General features: G+C 68.2%; 21 protein-coding genes. 12 read left to right on the top strand and 9 right to left on the bottom strand.

The features are described from left to right. Positions 1–23 precede the first annotated feature (23 nt). Both ACETK8_RS05700 and ACETK8_RS05695 read left to right on the top strand, forming a co-directional pair. Positions 24–962 carry a winged helix-turn-helix transcriptional regulator gene (locus tag ACETK8_RS05700; protein ID WP_374038546.1) on the top strand — a complete coding sequence of 313 codons (939 nt, stop codon included), beginning with the start codon at positions 24–26 and terminating at the stop codon, positions 960–962. A gap of 93 nt (positions 963–1,055) precedes the next feature. Further along, entirely contained in the window at positions 1,056–1,457 is a 402-nt protein-coding gene (locus tag ACETK8_RS05695; RefSeq protein ID WP_374038545.1) for a nuclear transport factor 2 family protein, read from the top strand. A gap of 19 nt (positions 1,458–1,476) precedes the next feature. Here ACETK8_RS05695 and ACETK8_RS05690 read toward each other — a convergent pair whose 3' ends face one another. The 5 genes from ACETK8_RS05690 to ACETK8_RS05670 all read right to left on the bottom strand — a co-directional run bounded on the left by ACETK8_RS05690 (position 1,477) and on the right by ACETK8_RS05670 (position 6,254). Beyond that, positions 1,477–2,985, bottom strand: a complete 1,509-nt coding sequence (locus ACETK8_RS05690) for an AMP-binding protein (RefSeq protein WP_374038544.1) — start codon at positions 2,983–2,985, stop codon at positions 1,477–1,479. Next, the gene (locus ACETK8_RS05685) at positions 2,982–3,815 is read right to left on the bottom strand and encodes a DUF1295 domain-containing protein (RefSeq protein WP_374038543.1); all 834 of its coding nucleotides are present in this window, start codon (positions 3,813–3,815) and stop codon (positions 2,982–2,984) included. The genes ACETK8_RS05690 and ACETK8_RS05685 overlap by 4 nt, the downstream gene beginning before the upstream one ends. Positions 3,816–3,843: 28 nt before the next feature. Next, positions 3,844–4,602, bottom strand: a complete 759-nt coding sequence (locus tag ACETK8_RS05680) for an SDR family oxidoreductase (protein WP_374038542.1) — start codon at positions 4,600–4,602, stop codon at positions 3,844–3,846. Between the two features lie 11 nt (positions 4,603–4,613). Further along, positions 4,614–5,147, bottom strand: coding sequence for a nuclear transport factor 2 family protein (locus ACETK8_RS05675; RefSeq protein ID WP_374038541.1), 534 nt, complete (start codon positions 5,145–5,147; stop codon positions 4,614–4,616). 84 nt (positions 5,148–5,231) lie between these two features. Further along, complete coding sequence (locus tag ACETK8_RS05670; RefSeq protein WP_374038540.1) at positions 5,232–6,254, bottom strand: hypothetical protein; 1,023 nt, start codon at positions 6,252–6,254, stop codon at positions 5,232–5,234. Positions 6,255–6,393: 139 nt separating this feature from the next. On the opposite strand from ACETK8_RS05670, the gene ACETK8_RS05665 reads away from it, so the two are divergent. The 5 genes from ACETK8_RS05665 to ACETK8_RS05645 all read left to right on the top strand — a co-directional run bounded on the left by ACETK8_RS05665 (position 6,394) and on the right by ACETK8_RS05645 (position 14,022). Beyond that, positions 6,394–7,356 carry an SDR family NAD(P)-dependent oxidoreductase gene (locus ACETK8_RS05665; protein WP_374038539.1) on the top strand — a complete coding sequence of 321 codons (963 nt, stop codon included), beginning with the start codon at positions 6,394–6,396 and terminating at the stop codon, positions 7,354–7,356. A 39-nt stretch (positions 7,357–7,395) separates the two neighbouring features. After that, positions 7,396–11,100, top strand: a complete 3,705-nt coding sequence (locus ACETK8_RS05660; RefSeq protein WP_374038538.1) for a hydantoinase B/oxoprolinase family protein — start codon at positions 7,396–7,398, stop codon at positions 11,098–11,100. Positions 11,101–11,313: 213 nt separating this feature from the next. Next, positions 11,314–12,039: a DUF969 domain-containing protein gene (locus ACETK8_RS05655; protein WP_374038537.1), complete on the top strand. Its 726-nt coding sequence runs from the start codon at positions 11,314–11,316 to the stop codon at positions 12,037–12,039. Then, the gene (locus ACETK8_RS05650; RefSeq protein WP_374038536.1) at positions 12,036–13,001 is read left to right on the top strand and encodes a DUF979 domain-containing protein; all 966 of its coding nucleotides are present in this window, start codon (positions 12,036–12,038) and stop codon (positions 12,999–13,001) included. Before ACETK8_RS05655 ends, ACETK8_RS05650 begins: the two co-directional genes overlap by 4 nt. A 1-nt stretch (position 13,002) precedes the next feature. Further along, entirely contained in the window at positions 13,003–14,022 is a 1,020-nt protein-coding gene (locus ACETK8_RS05645) for a DUF2891 domain-containing protein (protein ID WP_374038535.1), read from the top strand. 105 nt (positions 14,023–14,127) lie between these two features. Here the strand turns inward: ACETK8_RS05645 and ACETK8_RS05640 are convergent, their stop codons facing one another. Continuing rightward, positions 14,128–17,079, bottom strand: coding sequence for a TonB-dependent receptor plug domain-containing protein (locus ACETK8_RS05640; protein ID WP_374038534.1), 2,952 nt, complete (start codon positions 17,077–17,079; stop codon positions 14,128–14,130). Between the two features lie 379 nt (positions 17,080–17,458). Here ACETK8_RS05640 and ACETK8_RS05635 point away from each other — a divergent pair, with 379 nt between their 5' ends. After that, positions 17,459–17,878 (top strand): hypothetical protein, encoded by a 420-nt coding sequence (locus ACETK8_RS05635; protein WP_374038533.1) that lies wholly within the window; start codon positions 17,459–17,461, stop codon positions 17,876–17,878. A 13-nt stretch (positions 17,879–17,891) separates the two neighbouring features. Continuing rightward, positions 17,892–19,259, top strand: a complete 1,368-nt coding sequence (locus tag ACETK8_RS05630) for a putative 2OG-Fe(II) oxygenase (protein ID WP_374038532.1) — start codon at positions 17,892–17,894, stop codon at positions 19,257–19,259. 119 nt (positions 19,260–19,378) lie between these two features. Here ACETK8_RS05630 and fliE read toward each other — a convergent pair whose 3' ends face one another. From fliE to ACETK8_RS05615, 3 genes are all read right to left on the bottom strand, one after another. Then, positions 19,379–19,678, bottom strand: coding sequence for a flagellar hook-basal body complex protein FliE (gene fliE, locus ACETK8_RS05625; RefSeq protein ID WP_374039354.1), 300 nt, complete (start codon positions 19,676–19,678; stop codon positions 19,379–19,381). Between the two features lie 74 nt (positions 19,679–19,752). Then, positions 19,753–20,187, bottom strand: coding sequence for a flagellar basal body rod protein FlgC (flgC, locus tag ACETK8_RS05620; RefSeq protein WP_374038531.1), 435 nt, complete (start codon positions 20,185–20,187; stop codon positions 19,753–19,755). A 19-nt stretch (positions 20,188–20,206) separates the two neighbouring features. Then, positions 20,207–20,623: a flagellar basal body protein gene (locus ACETK8_RS05615; RefSeq protein WP_374038530.1), complete on the bottom strand. Its 417-nt coding sequence runs from the start codon at positions 20,621–20,623 to the stop codon at positions 20,207–20,209. A 122-nt stretch (positions 20,624–20,745) separates the two neighbouring features. Here ACETK8_RS05615 and ACETK8_RS05610 point away from each other — a divergent pair, with 122 nt between their 5' ends. The 3 genes from ACETK8_RS05610 to ACETK8_RS05600 all read left to right on the top strand — a co-directional run bounded on the left by ACETK8_RS05610 (position 20,746) and on the right by ACETK8_RS05600 (position 22,385). Further along, the gene (locus ACETK8_RS05610) at positions 20,746–21,015 is read left to right on the top strand and encodes a FliO/MopB family protein (protein ID WP_374038529.1); all 270 of its coding nucleotides are present in this window, start codon (positions 20,746–20,748) and stop codon (positions 21,013–21,015) included. Positions 21,016–21,179: 164 nt separating this feature from the next. Next, positions 21,180–21,989, top strand: a complete 810-nt coding sequence (fliP, locus tag ACETK8_RS05605; RefSeq protein WP_374039353.1) for a flagellar type III secretion system pore protein FliP — start codon at positions 21,180–21,182, stop codon at positions 21,987–21,989. Positions 21,990–22,106: 117 nt separating this feature from the next. Further along, entirely contained in the window at positions 22,107–22,385 is a 279-nt protein-coding gene (locus ACETK8_RS05600) for an HU family DNA-binding protein (protein ID WP_209322515.1), read from the top strand. Positions 22,386–22,391 lie beyond the last annotated feature (6 nt).

Below are 22,391 nucleotides of genomic sequence, written 5' to 3'. Positions count from 1 at the left end.
AACGGCGTCCCGTAAGAAAGGTCATGTCTCGCGCCGCGCCGAAAATCCGTCTGGTTCCAAAGAGCTCCGTCAACCGGGCCCTGAACGCCCTGGGCGACCGATGGAGCCTGCTGGTCGTGCAGGAGGCCTTCCTCGGCGCCACACGGTTCGAGGAGTTCCACGCCCGTCTGGGCGGCGCCCGCTCCACCCTGTCCAGCCGCCTCGCCGCCCTGGAACGCCACGGCATCCTGGTGAAGAAGCCGCACAAGGACGAGGGCGCGCGCATGGCCTATCACCTGACCCCGCGGGGTCTGGGCCTGTTCGATTCCATCATGCTGATGTGGGGCTGGGGCGTGCGTTGGGGCGTGACGGGCGGCCGGGCCCCGACCGTCTTCACCCACACCGAGTGCGGCAAGGCCATGCTGCCGGAGCTGCGCTGCGGCGGCTGCGGCGAACCCCTGACGCTTCACACCTGCTCCTTCACCCCCGGCCCCGGCCAGGGGATGGAGAAGCTGCCGGTCCAGCGCATGCACCGCCGCCGCCAGCCGAACGACGAGGCCCCGACGATCGAACTGGTCGATCTGCTGGGCGACCGCTGGACCGCGCTGGTGGTCTCCGTCCAGTATTTCGGCCTGCACAAGTTCGACGAGATCCAGAGCGTCCTCGGCATCGCTTCCAACATCCTGACCGACCGGCTGCGGACGCTGGAAATGTCGGGCATCTTCGAGCGTCGCCTCTACGAGATGACGCCGCCCCGCTATCAGTACCGGCTGACGACCAAGGGGCGGGACCTCTACCCCCACGCCCTGACCATGATGACCTGGGCCGACACCCACCTGAAGGACCGGGCCGGACCACCGGTGAAGATCAGCCACAACTGCGGCGAACCCCTGAACGCCCAGGTCTGCTGCAGCGCCTGCAAGGGCCGTCTGACGCTGGAAACCGTGCTGATGAAGGCCGGCCGCATCAAGCCCGCCGCCTGACGAAAAGTTCGGCTTTGAAAGCGACCTTCCAGCGCTTGCATTAGCAGACTTCTGGTCCTAGCGTTTTCCTCAAACAGAACGAGGAGACGTGCCGTGGGTCAGAACATGCAGGTCGTGGAGGCCATGATGGCCGCCTGGAAGAAGCGCGACGTGGAGGGCTTCATCGCCACCCTCGCCGACGACATCGAATACCACTGGCACCCCACCAAACGTCCGGCCGTCGGCAAGGACAAGATGCGGAAATTCCTGTCCAACTACGAGGCCGGGTTCGACCAGCAGGAGTGGCGCGTCACCCACCATGCCGAGAACGGCGAGGTCCTGTTCGTCGAGGGCATGGAGGTGCTTGTCGACCGCTCGACCGGGACCAAGATGGACAACCCCTTCGTCCAGGTCTTCCAGGTTCGCGACGGCCTGATCTACCGGATGCGCGACTACTACGACACGTCCCAGGTCCACGCCCCGGCCAAGCCGGACGCCCAGAAGGCCAGCGCCTGATACCGGATCGGCGGGGGCTTCAGGCCTCCGCCGGCATCCGCGCGGCCCGCAACGCGGAACGCCGCACCTTGCCCGCATCGTCTCGCAGACGCTCGGTCGTGACCTCTACCGAACGCGGCCGCTTGTAGGGCGCCATCCGCTCCGCCAGCCATTCGCCCAGAGCCGCCTGATCCAGCGTCCCGTCCGCCGTCTCCACGATAGCGTGGACCTTCTGGCCGAAGTCGGGATCCGGCAGACCCACCACGACGCTGCACTGAACGCCGGGGAAGCTGTCGATCGCGGCCTCCACCTCGGCCGGATAGACGTTGGCCCCGCCCGACACGATCATGTCCACGCGTCGGTCGGCCAGATACAGCCACCCGTCCTCGTCGACATAGCCCATGTCGCCCAGGGTCTCGAACGTCCCGTTGGCGCGCGGCTCGGCGCCCAGATAGCGATAGGTCGTCCCCTGCCCGCGCAGGGGCATGAAATAGATCTCGCCGACGACGCCGGGCGCGCAAGGGGCTCCCGCCTCGTCCAGCACCTTCATCTCGTAGCCGGGCAGGACCTTTCCGACCGAGCCCGGATGCTCCAGCCATTCGACGCCGCGAATGCCGGTGCCGCCCAGGGCCTCTGTGCCGGTGTAGATTTCCCAGACCGTCTCAGCCCCCACCCACTCGATCCATTTCCGCTTCAGCCAGGGCGGACAGGCGGCGGCGATGTGCATGACGGCGTCCAGCGACGACACGTCGTATTTCGCCTTCACCTCGTCAGGCAGGGACCAGATGCGGTGCATCATGGTCGGCACCTGGAACAGCCAGCTGACCCTGTGCCGGTCGATCAGGCGCAGCGTCTCCTCCGCGTCGAAGCGCGGCATCAGGATGACATGCACGCCCCAGCCCATGGCCAGACAGGTCATGCCGAAGGGCGCCGCATGATAGAGCGGGCCGGGGTTCAGGAGGACGTCCTCCGGGATCATCCCCAGCAACAGCACGTCAGGATCGGCCAGGGCCGGGGCCATGTCGACGATGACCTTGGGACGCCCGGTCGAGCCGCCGCTGGCGATCGCCTTCAGGTGTTTCGACACGATCTCCGGCAGGGGCGAGGGATCGGCGGAGGCGTCATAGGTCTCCGCCTCCGACAGCCGCTTGGTCCCATTCGCCTTGGCCGGATCGTCGGTGACGATGAGCCGGGGTTGGAGCAGATCCAGGATCCCCGCCAGCTCCATCGCCGGCAGCTTGTGCGACAGGGGCGCGGGCGTCGCGCCCAGGGCCCAGACCGCAAAGGCCAGCTCCAGGAATGCCGGACAGTTGGGCAGGGCGATGGCGACGAAATCGCCCTCGACCACCCCGGCCTTTTGCAACGTCCGCGCCCGCCGGTTGACCCGGTCCGCCAGCGCCTTCCGCGTCAGGGTCACGCCCTCGAACGTCAGGGCCGGGCGATCCGGGTCCCGCTCCGCATGGACGTTCAACAGGGTCCCGACCGACTGGGGCGCCGGCATGGCGACCCCCGGGGTGGACATTATGCGCGGCCGGGCGGGTCGGATCATGCGGCGGACTTCTCTCCGGCGACCGCGCGCTTGGGCGGCCAGGGGATCAGCGGGCTGGTGCGGGCGATGTAATCCGCATAGCCGGGGCGATGATAGGTCAGGCGCTTCTCATAGGACGTCCCGCCCGAATATTTCAGGAACAGCACCAGCAGCAGCAGCGGCCCGACGATGCCGAACAGGCCCAGCGTCGTCTCCGCCGCGATGCCGAACAGGCCGAACCAGGTGCAGAGGTCGCCGAAATAGTTCGGGTGCCGCGTATAGCGCCACAGCCCCTTGTCGAAGACCTTGCCCGCGTTGTCCGGATTGGCCTTGAACTTCACTAGCTGCCAGTCCGCCAGGCTCTCGAAGCAGATGCCGAACACCACCAGACCCGCGCAGACCCAGCCCAGGGTCCCGACCTCGGCCGGGATCGACGACATCTGGCCCAGCTGCACCGGGAAGCTGGTGACCCACAGGATCGGCGCCTGGGTCATGAAGACCATCCGCCACGAGGCCTTGGAATAGCTCCAGCCCTTGGCCTCCATGGCCCGGTCCAGCATCTTCACATAGCGACGGTCCGGCCCGTGCGCCCGCCAGCGCCACAGGATGTAGCCTCCCAGCCGCAGCCCCCAGATGCAGCTCAACACCGTGATCAACTGCATCCGCTCGGGCGCGCCGTCGGCCATGAAGAAGGTCGTCACCGCCATCAGGGCCAGGCCCAACGCCCACCAGGCGTCGACGAAGGACACGTCCTTGATCGCCACCCCGACCCGCCAGAGGATGATGAAGGACGCGAGCGCGATGGCGAAATTGATCCCGAGCAGGGTCAGGACTTCGGTGATGGGCGGCATGGTCTGGTCTCCCCCTATTTGTCCGGCATCAACGGCCGGTCGACAGTTCCTTGGCGTGCAGCATCTTGGCCATGCCCCGCTCCATCCCCTTGGGATCGCGGGCCAGGGCGGCGCGGCTTTCCACCGCGAAGCGATCGGTATCGATCTCGTCGACGCCGCGCGTGATCCCCTTCATCGCCGCGCGGGCGATGTCGGAAGGCTGTTCCTTGGCGCCCTTCACATGCGAGGCCATCCGCGTATCGACCGAGCCGACGATCAGCGAGGTGACGCTGGTCCCCTGTCCGGCCAGCTCGGCGCGGATGCAGTTTCCGGCCGCGCGCATGGCGAATTTCGACGGGCTGTAGCCGCCCATGTTCGGCACGGCGACGATGCCGCCGACCGACAGGACGTTCAGGATGGCGCCCCCGCCGTTGGCCTTCAGAATGGGCGCGAACGCGCGCGCCATCTGCAGCGGACCGAAATAGTTGACCTCCATCTCGTCGCGCGCGGCGGAGATGTCGTCGGCCCCGATCAGAAGCTTGTTGTGGAAGGCGCCGGCGTTGTTGACCACCACCGACACGTCCGGACAGGCGGCCGCCGCGGCCGCGATCGTCTCCGGCTTGGTGACGTCCAGGGCGATGGCCACGACCTTGCCCGGGTAGCGGTCGACCAGATGCTGGGCCGAGGCCGGATCGCGCGCCCCGGCATAGACCTTGGCCGCCCCCTCCTCGATCAGGACCTCCACGAAGCCCTCGCCGATCCCCCGATTGCCGCCCGTGACGATGGCGACTGAGCCTTGAATATCCATGTCCGATCCCTTCAGGCGACGGCGGTGTAGAGAATGTCGTGGGGCTTCTTGGCGCCCCGGCGCAGGATGGAAGGGTCCGTGGTGATGCCGCCCCGCGCCCAGGTCTCGGACAGCTCCCGCTCCTCGTTCCATTCCCAGCACATGGTGCGGCGCTTGATCCGCCACTCGGCGCCGCGCTTCTCCATCTGGTCGACGCAGCGGGCCAAGGTGCGGACGTCGAACGGCCCGGTCTCGCCGTTCAGCCGCGTCGCCGTCAGAATGTAGCATTCTGCGATTGCGGTGGTGGCCGAGGTCAGGTCGATGACCATGTTGGAGGCCAGATGGTTCATCAGCCCGGCCGTCTTCAGCCGCTCCTTGACCGCCGCCACCCAGTCCCTGGCCGGCCCGTCGAAGGTCCCGCCATGATCCTCCCAGCCGTCCGGCCAATAGGCGCGTTCGACCAGGTCGGGATCCCCGCGGTCGCAGCCGCGCAGGAACTTCAGCAGCACCTCCTCGATCGCCTTCTTGTCGAGCAGGGCCTGCACCTCGGGATCGCGGTCGGCCATATGTTTCCTCGGGCGACTGTATAGTCAGTCTTGAATCGAAAGTGACATGACTTGCGTTAGCGGGCAAGTCTGCGGCGGTGGGTTCTAGAGCCTCATCAGGCCGGGCGGCGCCGCGACGATGCGGGGGATCGCTTCGCGCACCATGGCGGCCACGGCGAACTGTTCGGGCTTGGTGCGGACGCCCTCGGGCGCGGTGTCGACCATGTCCATGGCGATCCTCAGCCCCGGCAGGCCGTCCACCTCGATCTCCCAGTGCGGCTTGCCGGCGAAGGGTTGCTGCGCCGTGTCCATGATCCAGTTGACCTCATGGGTGATGCGCCGCTCGCCGTCGATCAGGCCGTGTACGCGCCAGGTCGTGGCCGAGACCGTCCCCTTGGCGATCTCGCCCGCCGCCACGGTCAGATCGCGCTCCGCCAGGCTGACCGAATGGTCCGGCTCGAACCGGTCCAGCGACAGGCCGAGCCTCTGCGCCAGCCCCTCCACGCTCTGGGAGAACATGCTGGTGAAGGTCTCGGCCAAGGGCCCGTTCGTCAGATCGATGGCCCCCGGCGCGGAGCCGAAGCCGAGCGCCCCGAACACATAGTCGGGGTTCGGAATCGTTGTGCAGTCGATGATTTCCCGGCTCGCGATGTTGCGATGCGACAGGCACAGGGACACGGCGTTGGCCGCCATCCGCTCGGCCACCCATCCCGGATTGACCCCGGTCCCGGCCAGGGTCGCGCCGCCCCTGATCGCGCTTTCGGCCAGCCCCCCGGCATAGGCGCGCCCCAGGGCGGCGGGCTCGAAATAGTGGTTGATCGAGACGACGTTCTTGCCGCTTTCCAAGAGCCGCTTCACGTCCGCGTCGTGCCCCGTATAGGGGGCCGAAAGCATCGGCGTATGCACCACGATGTCGGCGTCGATGGCCAGGATCTCGTCGATCGACCGGGTGGCGATCACCCCCGTCTCGGGCCTGCGCGCGATGTCGCCCGCGTCCCGTCCGGCCTTGCCCGCGCCATAGACGAACAGGCCGACCAGCTGGAACCGGTCGTCGTCCAGGACGGCCCTCAGGCACGCCTTGCCCATGGACCCGGTCGCCCACTGGATCACCCGGATGGGTCTGGTCATTCCGCCTCCCGGACGCTGTCGCCGCGTCTTCTGTCCTAACGCTGGCGCGTTAAGTCCAGAAACGCAAGCCGCTTGCCAAGCCGCACCGAACGATTAGTGTGTTTACGCAAGCGACGCAGGATCGCGCGGAGAACACCCCATGGCCGAGCCCCCTTTCTGGACGGCATTGATGAAGTCGGTGAATTTCTACGGCCGGTTCGCGCCGTCCTTCACCCGCGTCGGCTATGTCGCGCGCGGTCTGCCGTTCAAGCCGGTGAAGGCTGACTACGCCGGCCAGAACTGGCTGATCTCGGGCGCCACGGGCGGTCTGGGCAAGGCCACGGCCCTTCGCGCCACCGCCAAGGGCGCGACCGTCTACGCCATCGGCCGCAATGTGCAGGCGCTCGCCGATCTGGTTCAGGAAGCGCCGGGGCCGGGCAAGATCGTGCCGGTCACCTGCGACCTCTCCTCCATGTCCGCCGTCGGGGGTCTGGCCAAGCGGCCCGAGATCGCAGCGGTGAAGTTCGACGTCGTCGTCAACAACGTCGGCCTTCTGATGCGGGAGTATCAGGCGACGCCCGAGGGTCTGGAAACCTCCTACGCCACGAACCTTCTGGGCCACTGGATCCTGACCGAGGACCTCTACAAGGCCGGTCTCATCAAGTCGGGCGCGGCGGTCATCAACGTCGTCTCGGGCGGCCTCTACAACCTCGGCCTCAACAAGAAGATGCTCAACATTCCGGAGGAGCATTTCAACGGCTTCGCCGCCTATGCCGCCCACAAGCGCGCCCAGATCGCCCTGGCCGAGCACTGGCGCGCCGCCTGGGCCGCCGACGGCATCAAGACCTACGCCGTCCATCCCGGCTGGGCCGACACCGCCGGCGTGAAGACCAGCCTGCCCAAATTCCGCAAGATCCTGGCCCCCATCCTCCGCAACGACCACGAGGGCGCCGACACCATCGACTGGCTGGCCGCCACCCGCCCGCCGGAGGTGGTCGACGAGATCTGGTTCGACCGGAAGGCCCGCACGGCCCACGCCTATCCCCACACCCGGAACCCGCGCACCACCATCCCCGACATCGTCGCCTTCCTCGACGCAGATCGGGCTCGCCTCGCCGTCTGAAGCCTTGCCGCCGCCGCCCCGATCCGCGAAGGATCGGGGATGGCGAACGACACGATCTCGAGCGACGGCTGGCGGTTCTGGATCGACCGGGGCGGCACCTTCACCGACATCGTCGCCCGCGCCCCCGACGGCGCCCTGACCACCGCCAAGCTCCTGTCCGACAACCCGGACCAGTATGAGGACGCCGCCGTCGAGGGGGTGCGCCGCATCCTGAAGGCCGCGCCCGGTCCCCTGCCCGCCGGTCTCGTCGCCGACATTCGCATGGGCACCACGGTCGCCACCAACGCCCTGCTGGAACGCAAGGGGGAGCCCACGGTCCTGGCGATCACGCGTGGCTTCGGCGACGCCCTGAAGATCGGCTGGCAGGCCCGGCCCGACATCTTCGCCCGCCACGTCGTCGTGCCCGAACCGCTGAACGACCGGGTCGTCGAGATCGACGAACGCGTCCGCGCCGACGGGGCCATCGACTGCCCGCTGGACGAGGTCGCCGCCCGCGCCGACCTCTCCGCCGCCTTCGCCGACGGCTATCGCGCCCTGGCCATCGTCCTCGTCCACGGCTGGCGCTTCACCGACCACGAAAGCCGCCTCGCCGCCCTCGCCCGCGAGATCGGCTTCACCCAGATCTCGGTCAGCCATGAGGTCGGCGCCCTGATCAAGCTGATCGGGCGCGGCGACACGACGGTGGCCGACGCCTACCTGTCGCCGGTGCTCGACGCCTATGTCGCCCGCGTCGGTCGCGCGCTGGGACCCGACACGCCCCTGATGTTCATGCAGTCGTCGGGCGGCCTGGCCGGCCCCTCGGCCTTCCGGGGCAAGGACGCCATACTGTCCGGCCCCGCCGGCGGCGTGGTGGGCATGGCCGCGACCGCCGAGGCCGCCGGCTTCGACCGCGTCATCGGCTTCGACATGGGCGGCACCTCGACCGACGTCGCCCACTATTCCGGGGAGTTCGAGCGCACCTCCGACGCCGTGGTCGCGGGCGTCCGCCTGCGCGCCCCCATGCTGTCGATCCACACGGTGGCGGCGGGCGGCGGCTCCATCTGCCGCTTCGACGGCTCGCGCCTGCGCGTCGGGCCCGAGAGCGCCGGCGCCGTCCCGGGACCCGCCGCCTATCGGCGCGGCGGCCCCCTAACCGTCACCGACTGCAACGTCCTGCTCGGCAAGCTTCGCCCGGAGTTCTTCCCCGCCGTCTTCGGTCCGAACGGCGACCAGCCGCTGGACCACGCCGCCGTCGCCGAAAAGTTCGACGCCCTCGCCGCCGAGGTCACGGCCGCCACCGGCCGCCCGACCGATCCACTCGACCTAGCCGAGGGCTTCGTCGCCATCGCCGTCCAGAACATGGCCGAGGCGATCAAGTCGATCTCCATCCGGCGCGGCCACGACCTGACCGGATATGTGCTGAACTGTTTCGGCGGCGCGGGCGGCCAGCACGCCTGTCTCGTCGCAGACGCGCTCGGCATGACGACCGTCATGCTACACCCCTTCGCGGGCGTTCTGTCCGCCTACGGAATGGGCCTGGCCTCCATCCGCACGATCCGCCAGACGACCGTCGCCGCCCCCCTCGCCCCCGCCTCCGACAGCGCCTTCGCCGACCGCGTCGGGGCGCTGGAGGCCGAGGCCCGCGCCGACCTCCTGGCCCAGGACCTGCCCGCCGCCTCCATCGCCGCCGAGGCCCGCGCCGAGATCAAATTCGCCGGCAGCGACACCCCCCTCACCGTCCCCTTCGGCCCCGCTGCCGACATGGCCGCCGCCTTCGAGACCCTGCATCGCCAGCGCTTCGGCTTCTTCGCCGAAGACAAGGCGCTGGTCGTCGAGACGCTGGAGGTCGAGGCTGTCAGCTCTCCCTCCCCCTCGGGGGAGGGTGGTCGCGCAGCGACCGGGTGGGGAGGGCAGGGCGACGTGGCGACGACGTCAGGGGGGCCTCGCCTTGCCGCCCCCACCCGGTCTTCGCTTCGCTCCGACCACCCTCCCCCGCAGGGGGAGGGAGAGATCTCGCCTGTCCCCGTCCGCCTCGCCGGCGCCGACCACGCCACCCCCGTCCATCACCGCGACGCCCTTGCCGCCGGTGCGACGATCCCCGGCCCCGCCCTCATCCTTGAATCCACCGGCACCACCGTGGTCGAGCCGGGCTGGACCGCCCGCGTCGACGCCCACGCCAACCTGATCCTCGAGCGCACCACCCCGCTGGCCAACCGCGCCCCCATCGGTACCCACGCCGACCCCATCCTGCTGGAGGTGTTCAACAGCCGCTTCATGGCCTGCGCCGAACAGATGGGAGAGGCCCTGCGCGCCACCGCCTATTCGGTGAACATCAAGGAGCGGCTCGACTTCTCCTGCGCCATCTTCGACGCGTCCGGCGCCCTGATCGCCAACGCCCCGCACATCCCGGTCCATCTCGGCTCGATGGGTGAGAGCATCCGCGTGGTCCTCGCCTCGCGGGGCCAGACCATGAAGCCCGGCGACGTCGTCATGCTGAACGCGCCCTACAACGGCGGCACCCACCTGCCCGACATCACCGTCATCATGCCGGTCTTCCTCGAGGCCGAAGCAACGCCAGCCTTCTTCGTCGCCGCGCGCGGCCACCATGCCGACGTCGGCGGCATTACGCCGGGCTCCATGCCCGCCTCCTCGACCACGGTCGAACAGGAGGGGGTGCTGATCGACGACTTCCTGCTGGTCGAGGCCGGGCGGCTGCGCGACGCCGAAACCCGTGCCCTGTTCGCCTCCGGGACATACCCATCCCGCAACGTCGATCAGAACATGGCCGACCTGAAGGCCCAGGTCGCCTCCTGCCAGCGCGGCGCCGACGAACTGGTCCGCATGGTCGCCGAGTTCGGCCGCCCGGTCGTCGAGGCCTATATGGCCCACGTCCAGTCCAACGCCGAGGAGGCCGTCCGCCGCGCCATCGCCGCCCTGAAGCCCGGTTCGTTCGCCTATGAGATGGACGACGGCGCCGTCATCCGCGTCCGCATCGATGTGGACGCGCAAGCCCGCAAGGCCGTCGTCGATTTCACCGGCAGCGCCGACCAGCGCCCGACCAACTTCAACGCCCCCCTGTCGATCACGCGCGCGGCGACCCTCTATGTCTTCCGCACCCTGGTGGACGACGCCATCCCGCTGAACGAGGGCTGCATGAAGCCCATCACCCTGATCGTGCCGGAGGGGTCGATGCTGAACCCCCGCTATCCGGCGGCCGTCGTCGCCGGGAATGTCGAGACCAGCCAGGCGGTGGTGGATACGCTGTACGGCGCGCTCGGCGTGCTGGCCGCCAGCCAGGGCACGATGAACAACTTCACCTTCGGCGACGCCACCCGCCAGTATTACGAGACCATCGCCGGCGGCGCGGGCGCGGGCCCGAACGCGCCGGGCGCCAGCGCGGTCCAGAGCCACATGACCAACAGCCGCCTCACCGACCCCGAGGTGCTGGAAACCCGCTTCCCCGTCCTGCTGGAGGAATTCTCCGTCCGTCGCGGCTCCGGCGGCGCGGGGGCGGCGAACGGCGGCGATGGGGCGACGCGGCGGGTGCGGTTCCTGGAACCGATGACCGCCGCCATTCTGTCCGGCCACCGCAGGGTCCCGCCCTTCGGCGCGGCCGGAGGCGATCCGGGCGAGGTCGGGGCGAACCGCATCGAACGCGCCGACGGTAGCGTCGAACCCCTCGGCTCCACGGCGGAAGCCTCCATGACCCCCGGCGACGTGTTCGTCATCGAAACCCCCGGCGGCGGCGGGTTCGGCGAACCCTGACCCTCTCCCAGAGGGAGAGGGCTTGAGGCTCGGAGAGCGATAGCGATCCGCCAGCCGAAAGGGTGAGGGGTTACGGTGCGTCCGGGTGAGAGCATAACCCCTCACCCTTTCGCGCCAGAACACTCGCTGACGCTCGTGTGCGCTCAAGCTCTCTCCCTCTGGGAGAGGGAGGCGGGATGGTGCATCGTCGCGGCGAGGGAGTCGGAGGGACACATGCTCGTACTGCTCGGAATACTGGTCGTCGTCGCGGGCTTCGTGGCGCGCATCAACCCGCTGCTGGTCATCCTGGCGGCCGCCCTCGTCACCGGCATCTGCGCCGCCATCGTCCCCGGTGTCAGCCTCGCCGACCTCTACCAGGCCGCCGTCGCCACCCTCACGGCCTTCGGGGACGCCTTCAACGACAACCGATACTTCCACGTCGTCTGGCTGATCCTGCCGGTCATCGGCCTCCTCGAACGCGCAGGGCTTCAGGAGCGCGCCCGCATGCTGATCGGCAAGGTGAAGGCGGCTTCCGCCGGACGTCTTCTGGTCGTCTACCTCTTCATCCGTCAGGCCACATCGGCGCTGGGCCTGACGTCGCTCGGCGGTCACCCCCAGATGGTCCGCCCCCTGGTCGCCCCCATGGCCGAGGGCGCGGCCGAGGTCGAGGCGGGCGGCGCCCTGCCCGACGACGCCCGCAACCGCATCCGCTCCATGTCCGCCGCCACCGACAACATCGGCCTCTTCTTCGGCGAGGACATCTTCATCGCCATCGGCTCCATCATCCTGATGGTCGGCTTCCTCGAACAGGCCGGCATCATCGTGGAGCCGCTGCAGCTGTCGGTCTGGGCCATCCCCACGGCCATCGCCGCCTTCATCGTCCACGGCTTCCGCCTGCTGATGTTCGACCGTGAGGTCCGCCGCAGGATTGCCGCTCCGAAAGCGGAGGCCGGCCAATGATCACCCTCGATCAGGTCTACATCCTCGTCGGACTGATGTTCGCCGCCTTCGCCATCCTGACCCTGCGCGATCCGGCCCATCCGACCCGCATCCGCAGCGCCCTGTTCTGGGGGCTGCTGGCCGGATCCATGCTGTTCGGTTCGTACCTTGGCGGCCTCGGCAACGGCCTCCTCGTCATCGCCCTCGTCGCGCTCGGCGGCCTGTCCAAGCTCGGCGTCGGCAAGCCCGAGACCACCACGACCGAGCAACGCCGCGACAGCGCCGCGCGCCGAGGCAACTGGCTCTTCCTGCCCGCCCTGATCGTCCCGGTCGTCGCCGTCGGCGGGACCCTCGCCGCCAAGCACACCGGCTGGGGCGAGGTCCTGCTGTCCTCCACCCAGACCACCCTGATCGCCCTGGCGCTCGGCTGTCTGATCGCCCTGATCGCCGCCATGGCCTGGCTGCGTCCGCCCGCGACCGCGCCCCTGCACGAAGGCCGCCGCCTGATCGACTCCATCGGCTGGGCCGTCCTGTTGCCCCAGATGCTGGCCGCGCTCGGAGCCATCTTCCTGGCCTCCAACGTCGGGGGCGTGGTCGGCGATGTCGTCACCCAGGCCGTGCCGATGAGCTCGCCGCTGGTCGCCGTCATCGCCTACTGCCTCGGCATGGCCCTGTTCACCGTGGTCATGGGCAACGCCTTCGCCGCCTTCCCGGTCATGACCGCCGCCATCGGCCTGCCCTTCGTGGTGCATCAGTTCGGCGGAGACCCGGCCATCGTCTGCGCCATCGGCATGCTGGCCGGGTTCTGCGGCACCCTGCTGACGCCCATGGCCGCCAACTTCAACGTAGTCCCGGCCAATCTGCTGGAGCTGCCGGACCGCAACGCCGCCTTCAACGGCGTCATCCGCGCCCAGGCCCCGACCGCCCTGATCCTCCTCGTCGTCAACATCGTCCTGATGTACGCCCTCGCCTTCCGGTTCTGACATGCCCCACAGTCTCGACGCCCAGACCGCCGCCCGCTTCGCCCAGGCGGCGCTGGGCCACGTCACCCGCGAGTACCCGCACAAGCTGGATCACGTCCTGAACGGGCCGCAGGATGCGCTGGGCCCCCGCGCCCTCCACCCCATCTTCTTCGGCAGTTTCGACTGGCACTCCTGCGTCCACGGCTGGTGGACCCTGTTCACCCTGCGCCGCCTCTATCCGGAAGCGCCCGAAGCCGCCGCCATCGCCGATCTGGCCGATACCCTGTTCACGCCGGATAACGTCGGCGTCGAAGTCGCCTACCTCGGCCGCCCCTACGCCGGGCCGTTCGAGCGTCCCTATGGCTGGGGCTGGCTCCTGATGCTGCAGACGGAGCTGGAGCGGCACGACGACCCGCGCGGCCGTGTCTGGGCGGCCAATCTCCGCCCCCTCGCCGAGGCCTTCGCCCGGCGATTCAAGACCTTCCTGCCGATCTCGACCTATCCGGTCCGCGTCGGCACCCACTACAACACCGCCTTCGCCCTCCGGCTCGCCCTCGATTACGCCGACAGCACAGGCGACGCCGAGTTGGGCGACCTCTGTCGCGCCTCGGCCCTGCGCTGGCACTCCAACGACCGCGACAATCAGGCCTGGGAGCCGTCGCAGGACGAGTTCCTCTCACCCGCCCTGATGGTGAGCGAACTGATGCGTCATGTGCTTGAGGATGGAGCCTTCGCCGACTGGTTCGATCTCCATCTTCCACACCTCGAAAAACGCGAGCCGACGACCCTCTTCCTGCCCGCCACCGTCAGCGATCGCAGTGACGGAAAGATCGCCCATCTGGACGGTCTGAACCTCAGCCGGGCCTGGTGCTGGCGGGGGATCGCCTCGGCCCTGCCCGCCTCCGACCCGCGTCGCGCCGTCGCGCTCAAGGCGGCCCAGGACCACCTCGACGCCGCCCTGCCTCACGTCACCGGCGACTACATGGGCGAGCACTGGCTGGCGAGTTTCGCCCTCCTGGCCCTCCTGGCCGACGCCGACTGATCGGCCTGACAAGGCCGGCGCGTCCGCCCCGGCCCTGATTTCGCGCAAAAGAAAGGGGGCGGCCGATGTCTCGGCCGCCCCCAACTTTTTAGCCTTTGACGCGCCTTAGAAGCGGGCGGTCAGACCGATCGAGTAACGACGACCCAGGGTGTCGTAGGTCGACGGGTCGGTGTTGGCCTGGACGCCCGGCGAGTAGACGATCGGCTGCTCGTCGCCGACGTTGTTCACCGTGGCGCGCAGGCTGACCGTGTCGTTGATCGCCCAGCTGCCGATCAGGTCGTAGTAGTCGGCCGAGTCCAGGTCGGTCGTGGTGGCGAACTGGCGCATTTCACCCACGTGACGCCAGCGCGCGCCGACCGAGAACGGACCGTTGGCCCAGGTCAGCGAGGTCAGGCTCTTCCACTCGGGGAAGGTGTTGCCGAAGACGCTGTCGATCGTGCCCGTACGGTTGATGAACGGACCGCCGGCGACGTCTTGACGCTCGCGGTTTTCCAGCCAGCCGATGACGACGTTCAGGGCCAGGTTGCCCCAGTCCGGAGCGCCGACGTCGGCCAGACCCACGGTCCAGTCGAACTGGGCGTCGATGCCCGAGGTCTTCAGGGTCGCCAGGTTGGACTGGATTTCCTGAGCGCCTTGGACGCTGCCCGACAGCGGGTCACGGACGAACAGCTGGCAGAAGCCGTTGCTGTTGGAGTAGGTCGGGTTCTGACCCTGGGCGTTGAAGCAGCCCTGCAGTTGGGTCGAGGCGCCGACGCTGCCGATCACGTCCGTGATCTCGATGTTGTAGTAGTCGACCGAGGCCGAGATGCCCGAGAGCCAGGGGCTCTGGAAGGGCGAGGTGAACACGGCGCCGACCGTGAACGAGTCCGAGGTTTCCTCGAACAGGTTCGGGTTGCCGCCGCTGATGCCCGACACCTGCTGGTTCGAGTAGACGAAGTTGTCGATGGCGGCAGCCGAGATGCCCTGCGCGATGCAGAGCGCGCGGACGGCGGCGGCGTTCGGGTTGGAGGCTTGACGGTACGAGCTGCGGATGTCGCAGGGATCGCCCGACAGACCCGTGGCCGACGGCGAACCGATGCTCGGGAAGGTCGTGCCGCCGGCGGCGAACAGTTCACCGATCGAAGGCGCGCGAACCGAACGCGAGTAGCCACCGCGGAAGCGGAGGCTGTCCACGACCGCCCAGTCCAGATCGGCCTTGTAGGCCTGCACGCCGCCAACGGTCGAGTAGTCCGAGTAGCGGTAGCCCAGGTTCAGGTCGAGCGACTGGATGAACGGCATGTCGGCGAGCAGCGGAACCAGCAGTTCGGCGAAGTATTCGAGCGAGTTGGTGGTGCCCTTCAGCGCCGGCGTCGGGTTGAAGCCGGCGATTTCCGAACCGCCCGTGGTGCCGCCGTCGGCGCGGGTCACGGTCGGGTTGACGCGCGACAGCGAGGCGTCCGGACGGAAGTCGTAGTCGTCTTCACGGTACTGGATACCGGCGGCGAAGCGGGCTTCACCGGCCGGCATGTCGAACAGGCCGCCTTGCAGCGAGGCTTCGACGACCGTTTGCTCTTGAGCGGTGACGTTTTGCGAGACGCGCGCGATGTAGGCCACGCACGCCGGCGACATGTTCGAGATGCCGAACGGATCGAAGCCGCCCGCGCAGATCGAGGCGCCGCCGTCAGCGGCGTCCAGCAGGGTCTGGACGGCCGAACGCGATACGTTGCCGGTTTGCAGGGTGGTGCGCTCGTTACGACCGTACTGGGCGTAGATGTCGTAGGTCCAGTCCTTCAGGCCGACCACATCGCCACGGACGCCGAAGGTGCCCTGGTAGATGGTGTAGTTTTCGGTCGAACGACGGCCGCCGACCTCGTTGAAGCGCTTGTCCAGACGGAACGAGCCGGCCGGGTTCGGACGGGCGTTCAGGAACGAGCGGATCGCCGGGGTGATGAACGGGTTGGTCGACGGAACGCGGAAGCCGGTGGCGGCGGCGGCCGGCGAAGCGGCCAGTTCCTGAGCAGCCGAGTACTCGGTGAACAGCAGGCTGCCGTACAGTTCGGCGGCGTCGTTCAGCTTGTAGGTCAGCGAGGAGTAGGCGTTCCAGCGGTCCAGCGGCAGCTGGTTATAGTTCAGCGGGCCGGTGTTATAGACGTAGTCCGTCGAACGCGTGCGGAAGCCGTCGTAGTCGATGCCGCCCGGGCTGACGAAGCCGAGCTGACGGACGTAGCTGAAGACCGAGCCGTTGTCGTTGAAGCCGAACGAACCCGTGTTCGTCAGGGTCGCGTCGTTGAAGTAGCTGCGAACGAAGGCGTTCGTCGGCAGGTTGTTGGCGTCGAACACCGTGCTGCCCAGCGGCGAGGCGCCCGAGGCGCCCGACACCGACGAGAAGTCGCGAGCGGCGTTGTAGATGAAGTCGCGGGTCGAACGGCCCAGCGAGAAGATGGCGTGGCCGCGGTCGTCGGCGAAGGGCGCGCCCATCGTCAGCGAGTAGCTCTCGGTGGCGCCGTCGTTACGGTCGGTGATGCCGTACTGGGCGTCGAATTGAACGCCTTCGAACTGCTCGTTCAGGATGAAGTTGGCGACGCCGGCCAGGGCGTCCGAACCGTAGGCGGCCGAGGCGCCGCCCGAGATGACTTCGACGTTCCGCAGCAGGGCGGTCGGGAAGATGTTGACGTCGACGGTGCCGTCCGAGTTCGACGGAATCACGCGACGGCCGTTCATCAGCACCAGGGTGCGGACGGTGCCCAGACCACGCAGGTTGATGTTGGCCTGACCGCCGTTGGACGGGTTGTTCGAGGTCGAGTTGATCGACGGCACGAACTGCGGAAGGTCGTTGATCAGGCTATCGATGGTGACCGAGCCGGTCGACTGGAAGTCTTCCTGGCCGACCGTGACGATCGGGCTGGTGGAGACGTAGTCCTGACGAGCGATGCGCGAACCCGTCACGACGATGGTGTCGACGGTGTCCTCTTGCGAGGTCTGCGCCATGGCGGGCGCCGCCACGACGCTGGCTGCGAGCGCGGCGCCGACGAACATCGAGGTGCCGAGAAGTCGGCGACGATAGGTGGTGTCGATCAAAGGGGCTTCTCCATGAGCATTTTTAGTCTTTTCAGGTCGGACCCGTATCGGCCCGCCAGCCCAGAGCCTGCAGACGCAGGTTCCGGAGCTTGACGTCGAGCGTTACCGCAGACCGGTGGTGGGTCAACGACAATGGCCAAAACGCGACGCTTTCGTGAAGGATTGTCACTTTCAGACCACGCCTCATGCCATTGCGGCGGCGTATAAAATATCGCCTAACAAGAGACGGCGCGTTCAACTGATCTGGGCTAAGTTAATGCTGATAAGTGCATCCAAATGTCGCATCGCGGCCATGTTCTTTTGTCTGACGTTCGCCGCGCCCGTTGCGGGCGTGGCCCAAGACGCGGCGGCGGGGCGGCCTTCTCTTTTGAACGATCTCATGGCCTGTCGTCAGATTGCGGCGCCAGAGGCGCGACTGGCCTGTTTCGACGCGGCCGCCGGCGCGTTCGAAACCGCGCAGCAACAGGGCGAGGTGACGGTGATCGACACCCAGGCGGCGCGCGAGACCCGCGCCCGTCTGTTCGGCCTCAACCTGGGAACGGCGGACCTGTTCGCCGGCCTGCGTCAGGACGCTCCGATCAACGCCATCGAAACCGAACTGACCAGCGCCCGCCAGGACGCGCGAGGCCAGTGGATCTTCGACCTGGCCGACGGCTCGACCTGGCGTCAGATCGACGGGGAGAACGTCACGATCCGCATGAGGCCGGGCGCGTCGGTGCGTATTCGTCAGGCCGCAATGGGCAGCTATCTGCTCAGCGTCGACGGAGGACGCTCCGTCCGGGCTCGCCGCGAGAACTGACGCGAGGCCGGTCGTGAGCCCGCACGGACCCCATGCGGCGGCCCGGATCGCCGCCCTGACGCGCACGGTCGGCGAGCGTCCGTCCAGCGCCGTCGCCGAGCACAACCTTGCGGCCGCGCTGGGCGACATGGGCGATTCGCCCGCCGCCCTGGAGGCCGTGGAACGCGCGTTCGCCAAGGGCGGCGACGCGCCCGAGACCTGGCTGGTGTTCGCCCGCGTCCTGATCTCCCTGAGCCGCCTGGAAGAGGCGGAGGCGGCGCTTCGCCAGACGCTGACGCGGCGCCTGCGCTACGCCGACGCCCTGCGCGACCAGGCGCAACTCGTCTGGATGCGGACCGGCGATGCGTCGGAAGCGCTCGCGGCGATCGACGCCTTGCTGACAGCCGATCCCGCCGACGTCGATCTGGCGGGGTTGAGGGCGCGGATCGCGCGGGACATACTTGGAGATCGGCCCGCCTATTCGGGTCTGGAGCCCTGGCTGGCCCGGCCCCATCCGCCGGTGCTGGACCTGATCGCCGCCACGGCCGCGTCCGGCTTCGATCCGGCCCTGGCCCTGACGCACGCCAAGGCCGCCGATCGCGCCCTGCCCGGCGTCGCCGAGGCGCGCAAAACCCTGCTGGCGGCCCAGATCGCGGCCGGTCGGTCGAACGAGGCCCTGTCCGGCCTGGAACGTCATCTGAACGCCCATCCCGACGACCAGTACGCCCTCGCGCTGCGCCAGGTCGCCCTTAGGGTGCTCGGCGACCCCCGCGCCCTGAGCAAGGCCGACTACGAACGTCTCACGACGGCCTTCGAACTGGCGCCGCCGCAGGGCCGGGATCGGAACGACTGGCTGCGCGCGGCGGCTGAGGCCCTGCGGGCGTTGCATCCCTTTTCCGCCGAACCCCTGGGTCAGTCGATCCGCTCCGGCGCCCAGGCCGCGCTGGACCCCCGGTTCGCGGGCGACCCGTCGATCGACGCTGTCTTCGACGCCCTGTCCGCACCGATCCAGACCTACATCTCCGACATGGCCGGTCGCGACGATCCGATGAGCCGTCGCGCCGGTTCGGGGTTCGAGATCGTCGGCGCCTGGTCGGTGCGGCTGAGGGCCGGCGGGCATCACAGCGACCATATCCATCCGAAGGGGTGGGTGTCCTCGGCCCTGTACCTCGAGACGCCGGCCCCCTCGCCGGATCAACCGAAAGCCGGCTGGTTAAGGTTCGGCGCGTGCCGCCTCGGCGTCGGGCTGGAGCTGCCGCCGGAACACTGGATCGAGCCGAAGCCCGGCACGGTCGCCCTGTTCCCCTCGTGGATGTGGCACGGCACCGAGCCCTTCACGGGCGAAGGCGAACGCCTGACGATCGCGTTCGACGTCCAGCCTGGGATAGGCAGTAGGCAGTAGGCAGTAGGCAGTAAGGGATTGCTGGGGCAGTGAGGGAGGCTGCAAGAGTGGTCCAAGCCTGGGCGTCACCGGCAACTCTACTACCTACTACCTACTGCCTACTGCCTACTGCCTAACCCCTAGATCGGCATCCTCATGATCTCCTGATAGGCGGAGATCACCTGGTCGCGCACCGCGATGACGGTCTGCAGCGAGGCCTCGGCGCTGGACACGGCGGTGACCACGTCGATCAGCGAGCCCTGGCCCTGCACCGTCTGGGTCATCTGGGTTTCGGCCGCACGGGTCTGCTGGGTCATGTCGCCCATGACGTTGGACAACAGCTGAGAGAACTCGGGCGCGCCGGCGGCCGACGCGCCCCCGGTCACTCCGCCCGCGCCCTGCGCCTGGGCATAGGCGCGGGCCGCCATCAGGGGGTTCATCGACATCGGCTAGACCTCATTCCTGATGGACCAGGATCCGATCCGAAGGCCGCTCACACTTTCCGGGATCATGGTCAGCGCTTCAGGATGTCGAGCGTGCGCGATTCCATCGACTGCGCCGTCTCGATGACGTTGAGGTTGGCTTCGTAGGCCCGCTGCGCCTCGCGCATGTCCATGGCCTCGATCAGGGTGTCGACGTTGGGCCGCAGCACATAGCCGTCCGCGTCCGCCGCCGGGTGGGATGGATCGTATTCGCGGCGGAAGTTGCTCTGGTCCGGCCGCACCTCGGCCAGGGACACCCCGGTCGCGCCGTCGATGCCGCGCGCCTCGAACACCGGGATCTGGCGACGATAGGGCTGGCCGCCGGCGGTGGGAGCGGTCGATTCCGCGTTGGCGATGTTCTCCGCGATGATCCGCATGCGCGACTGCTGCGCGGTCAGGGCCGAGGCGGCCACCGCCATGGCGGAGTTGCGCTGGGCGCTGTTGCGGCCGTTGATGGGGTCGGTCATTTCGCGGCGTCCTTACGGCTCATCGACCCGGGACCTTGGCCGCCAGGGTGATCATGGCCATCGACTTGGTGTAGAGGCCGATCGCGGCGTCATAGTCGCCCCGGCTCTCGGCCATCTTCAGCATCTGTTCCTCGACCACCACCGAATTGCCGTCCAGCGTGGTTTCGGAATCGGGCGCTTTTTCCGAGATGAAGCGCGCCAACGGGGCGCCGTTGGGCCCGCCGATCGGCATGTGAGCGGCCGAGGTCTGCACCATCCGCAGCCCGCCTCCGTCCCGCAACGCCGCGGCGAAATCCGTGGGCGCGCGCAGGTCGCGGGCGACGTAGCCGGGCGTGTCGGAGTTCGCGACGTTCTGGGCGACCACGCTCTGGCGTGCGTCCAGCCAGGTCAGGCGGCCCTTGATCTGGCTCAGAAGAGAGATGTCGGCGACGCCCATCGGGATCGTCCTCGTTCAAGATGGGCAGAAAATGCCGCCTGCATGGTTAACGAGGCCTTATCTCAACGGGACGTTAACCACGTTGGTTAAAGGTCGCCCGCGTCTGCCGGGGCTTTTGTCGTATGAATTTCCTCGATCTCGCGCGCGCCGTCTTCGGTCTCGCCTTCACCCTCGGCCTGATCGGCCTGGCCGCCTGGGCCGCGCGTCGCTACGCGCCCCAGCTGATGGCCCGGCTGAACGCCGAGCGCGGCGAACGTCGGCTGAAGGTGGTGGAGACCCTGGTCCTGGACCCCGCCCGCCGTCTGGTCCTGGTTCAGGTCGACGACGAGGAGCGGCTGATCCTGCTGGGCGAAGGCCGCGAGCTGATCGAGCCTCGGGGGCCAGGCCAGTGAAGCGCCTCAACATTTTCCCTCCCCCTCGGGGGAGGGTGGCTGAGCAAAGCGAAGCCGGGTGGGGACGGCCAGGCAAGGCCCCCACAAACCGTCGCCATTCCGCATTGCCGCCCCCACCCGGTCGCTCCGCGACCACCCTCCCCCGTGGGGGAGGGAAAGAACGCATCTTCGCCCTCCCCACCCGCGAAGAGTTCTTCCGCGCGCTGAAGCTGTCGGGTCTGGCCACCCTGCTCTGCCTCGCCTGGCCCCTCGTCGCCTTCGCCCAGGATGCGGCGGCCGCCGGCGGCGCGGGCGCGGCGATCAATGTCGATCTCGGCACCGGCGCGGGCCTGACCGAGCGGGTCGTCCAGCTGGTCGGTCTGATGACCGTCCTGTCGCTGGCGCCCTCCATCGTCATCATGACCACCAGTTTCGTGCGGATCGTGGTGGTGCTCAGCCTCCTGCGGACGGCGCTGGGCATGCAGCAGTCTCCGCCGAACGCGGTTCTGGTATCCCTGGCCCTGTTCCTGAGCGCCATCGTCATGGCCCCGACGTGGCAGGACGCCTATGATTCGGGCATCCGCCCCCTGATGGATCAGCAGATGGAGCTGCCTCAGGCCTTCGATCTGGCGTCGGAACCTGTGAAGACTTTCATGCTGGCCAATGTGGACCAGGGAGACCTCGCCCTGTTCACCCGGTTGAGCCGTCTGGAGGCCCCCACGGCGGCGGCCGACCTGCCCCTTCGCGTCATTGTTCCCAGCTTCATGATCTCGGAGCTGAAGAAGGCCTTCGAAATCGGATTTCTCCTTTTCGTTCCGTTTCTTGTGATCGATCTGGTGGTCTCCTCGGTGCTCATGTCCATGGGTATGATGATGCTGCCGCCGGTGGTGATTTCCCTGCCGTTCAAGCTGATCTTCTTCGTCCTCGTGGACGGCTGGAGACTGGTCGCCGGAAGCCTCGTGGAGAGCTTCAGACAGGCCTCCGGAACGGGTTGAATCCCCACCCTGAAAGGCTTTGCGACCCATTGGCGCTTGCCAAGTCGCTCAAAAGGCGTGTTGATCCCCCGGTCGTCGCCCCGGGAATCGGGGCGAGCTTTTCGGGAAACGACCCATATGACTACTCAAGCTGAACTGATCGCCGCCGTCGCCAAGGACGCCGGTGTCTCGCAGGCCGACGCCGGCCGCGTGCTGGAAGCCATCGTCAAGAACATCCACTCGTCGCTGATCGGCGGCGGCGATGTCCGCATCTCCAACCTGGGTGTTTTCGACACCGCCGCCCGCGCCGCTCGCGAAGGCCGCAACCCGGCCACGGGCGCAACCATCAAGATCGCCGCCTCGAAGGCCGTGCGCTTCCGCGTGTCGAAGCCGCTCAAGGACGCGGTGAACAAGTAAGACTGT

It is taken from the genome of Brevundimonas staleyi, from assembly GCF_041893865.1.
GTDB lineage: Bacteria > Pseudomonadota > Alphaproteobacteria > Caulobacterales > Caulobacteraceae > Brevundimonas > Brevundimonas staleyi.
Note: the sequence above shows the minus strand (reverse complement) of the source record. Positions and strands in the feature narration are given on the sequence as shown.

Coding starts and splice junctions, on each gene's coding strand:
- flgC (WP_374038531.1), bottom strand. CDS start 20,187: ATGACCGACCCCATCAACGGCCGCAACAGCGCCCAGCGCAACTCCGCC.
- ACETK8_RS05635 (WP_374038533.1), top strand. CDS start 17,459: ATGGCCTGTCGTCAGATTGCGGCGCCAGAGGCGCGACTGGCCTGTTTC.
- ACETK8_RS05615 (WP_374038530.1), bottom strand. CDS start 20,623: ATGGGCGTCGCCGACATCTCTCTTCTGAGCCAGATCAAGGGCCGCCTG.
- ACETK8_RS05645 (WP_374038535.1), top strand. CDS start 13,003: ATGCCCCACAGTCTCGACGCCCAGACCGCCGCCCGCTTCGCCCAGGCG.
- ACETK8_RS05650 (WP_374038536.1), top strand. CDS start 12,036: ATGATCACCCTCGATCAGGTCTACATCCTCGTCGGACTGATGTTCGCC.
- ACETK8_RS05680 (WP_374038542.1), bottom strand. CDS start 4,602: ATGGATATTCAAGGCTCAGTCGCCATCGTCACGGGCGGCAATCGGGGG.
- fliE (WP_374039354.1), bottom strand. CDS start 19,678: ATGAACCCCCTGATGGCGGCCCGCGCCTATGCCCAGGCGCAGGGCGCG.
- ACETK8_RS05660 (WP_374038538.1), top strand. CDS start 7,396: ATGGCGAACGACACGATCTCGAGCGACGGCTGGCGGTTCTGGATCGAC.
- ACETK8_RS05675 (WP_374038541.1), bottom strand. CDS start 5,147: ATGGCCGACCGCGATCCCGAGGTGCAGGCCCTGCTCGACAAGAAGGCG.
- ACETK8_RS05600 (WP_209322515.1), top strand. CDS start 22,107: ATGACTACTCAAGCTGAACTGATCGCCGCCGTCGCCAAGGACGCCGGT.
- ACETK8_RS05685 (WP_374038543.1), bottom strand. CDS start 3,815: ATGCCGCCCATCACCGAAGTCCTGACCCTGCTCGGGATCAATTTCGCC.
- ACETK8_RS05655 (WP_374038537.1), top strand. CDS start 11,314: ATGCTCGTACTGCTCGGAATACTGGTCGTCGTCGCGGGCTTCGTGGCG.
- ACETK8_RS05665 (WP_374038539.1), top strand. CDS start 6,394: ATGGCCGAGCCCCCTTTCTGGACGGCATTGATGAAGTCGGTGAATTTC.
- ACETK8_RS05670 (WP_374038540.1), bottom strand. CDS start 6,254: ATGACCAGACCCATCCGGGTGATCCAGTGGGCGACCGGGTCCATGGGC.
- ACETK8_RS05610 (WP_374038529.1), top strand. CDS start 20,746: ATGAATTTCCTCGATCTCGCGCGCGCCGTCTTCGGTCTCGCCTTCACC.
- ACETK8_RS05690 (WP_374038544.1), bottom strand. CDS start 2,985: ATGATCCGACCCGCCCGGCCGCGCATAATGTCCACCCCGGGGGTCGCC.
- ACETK8_RS05700 (WP_374038546.1), top strand. CDS start 24: ATGTCTCGCGCCGCGCCGAAAATCCGTCTGGTTCCAAAGAGCTCCGTC.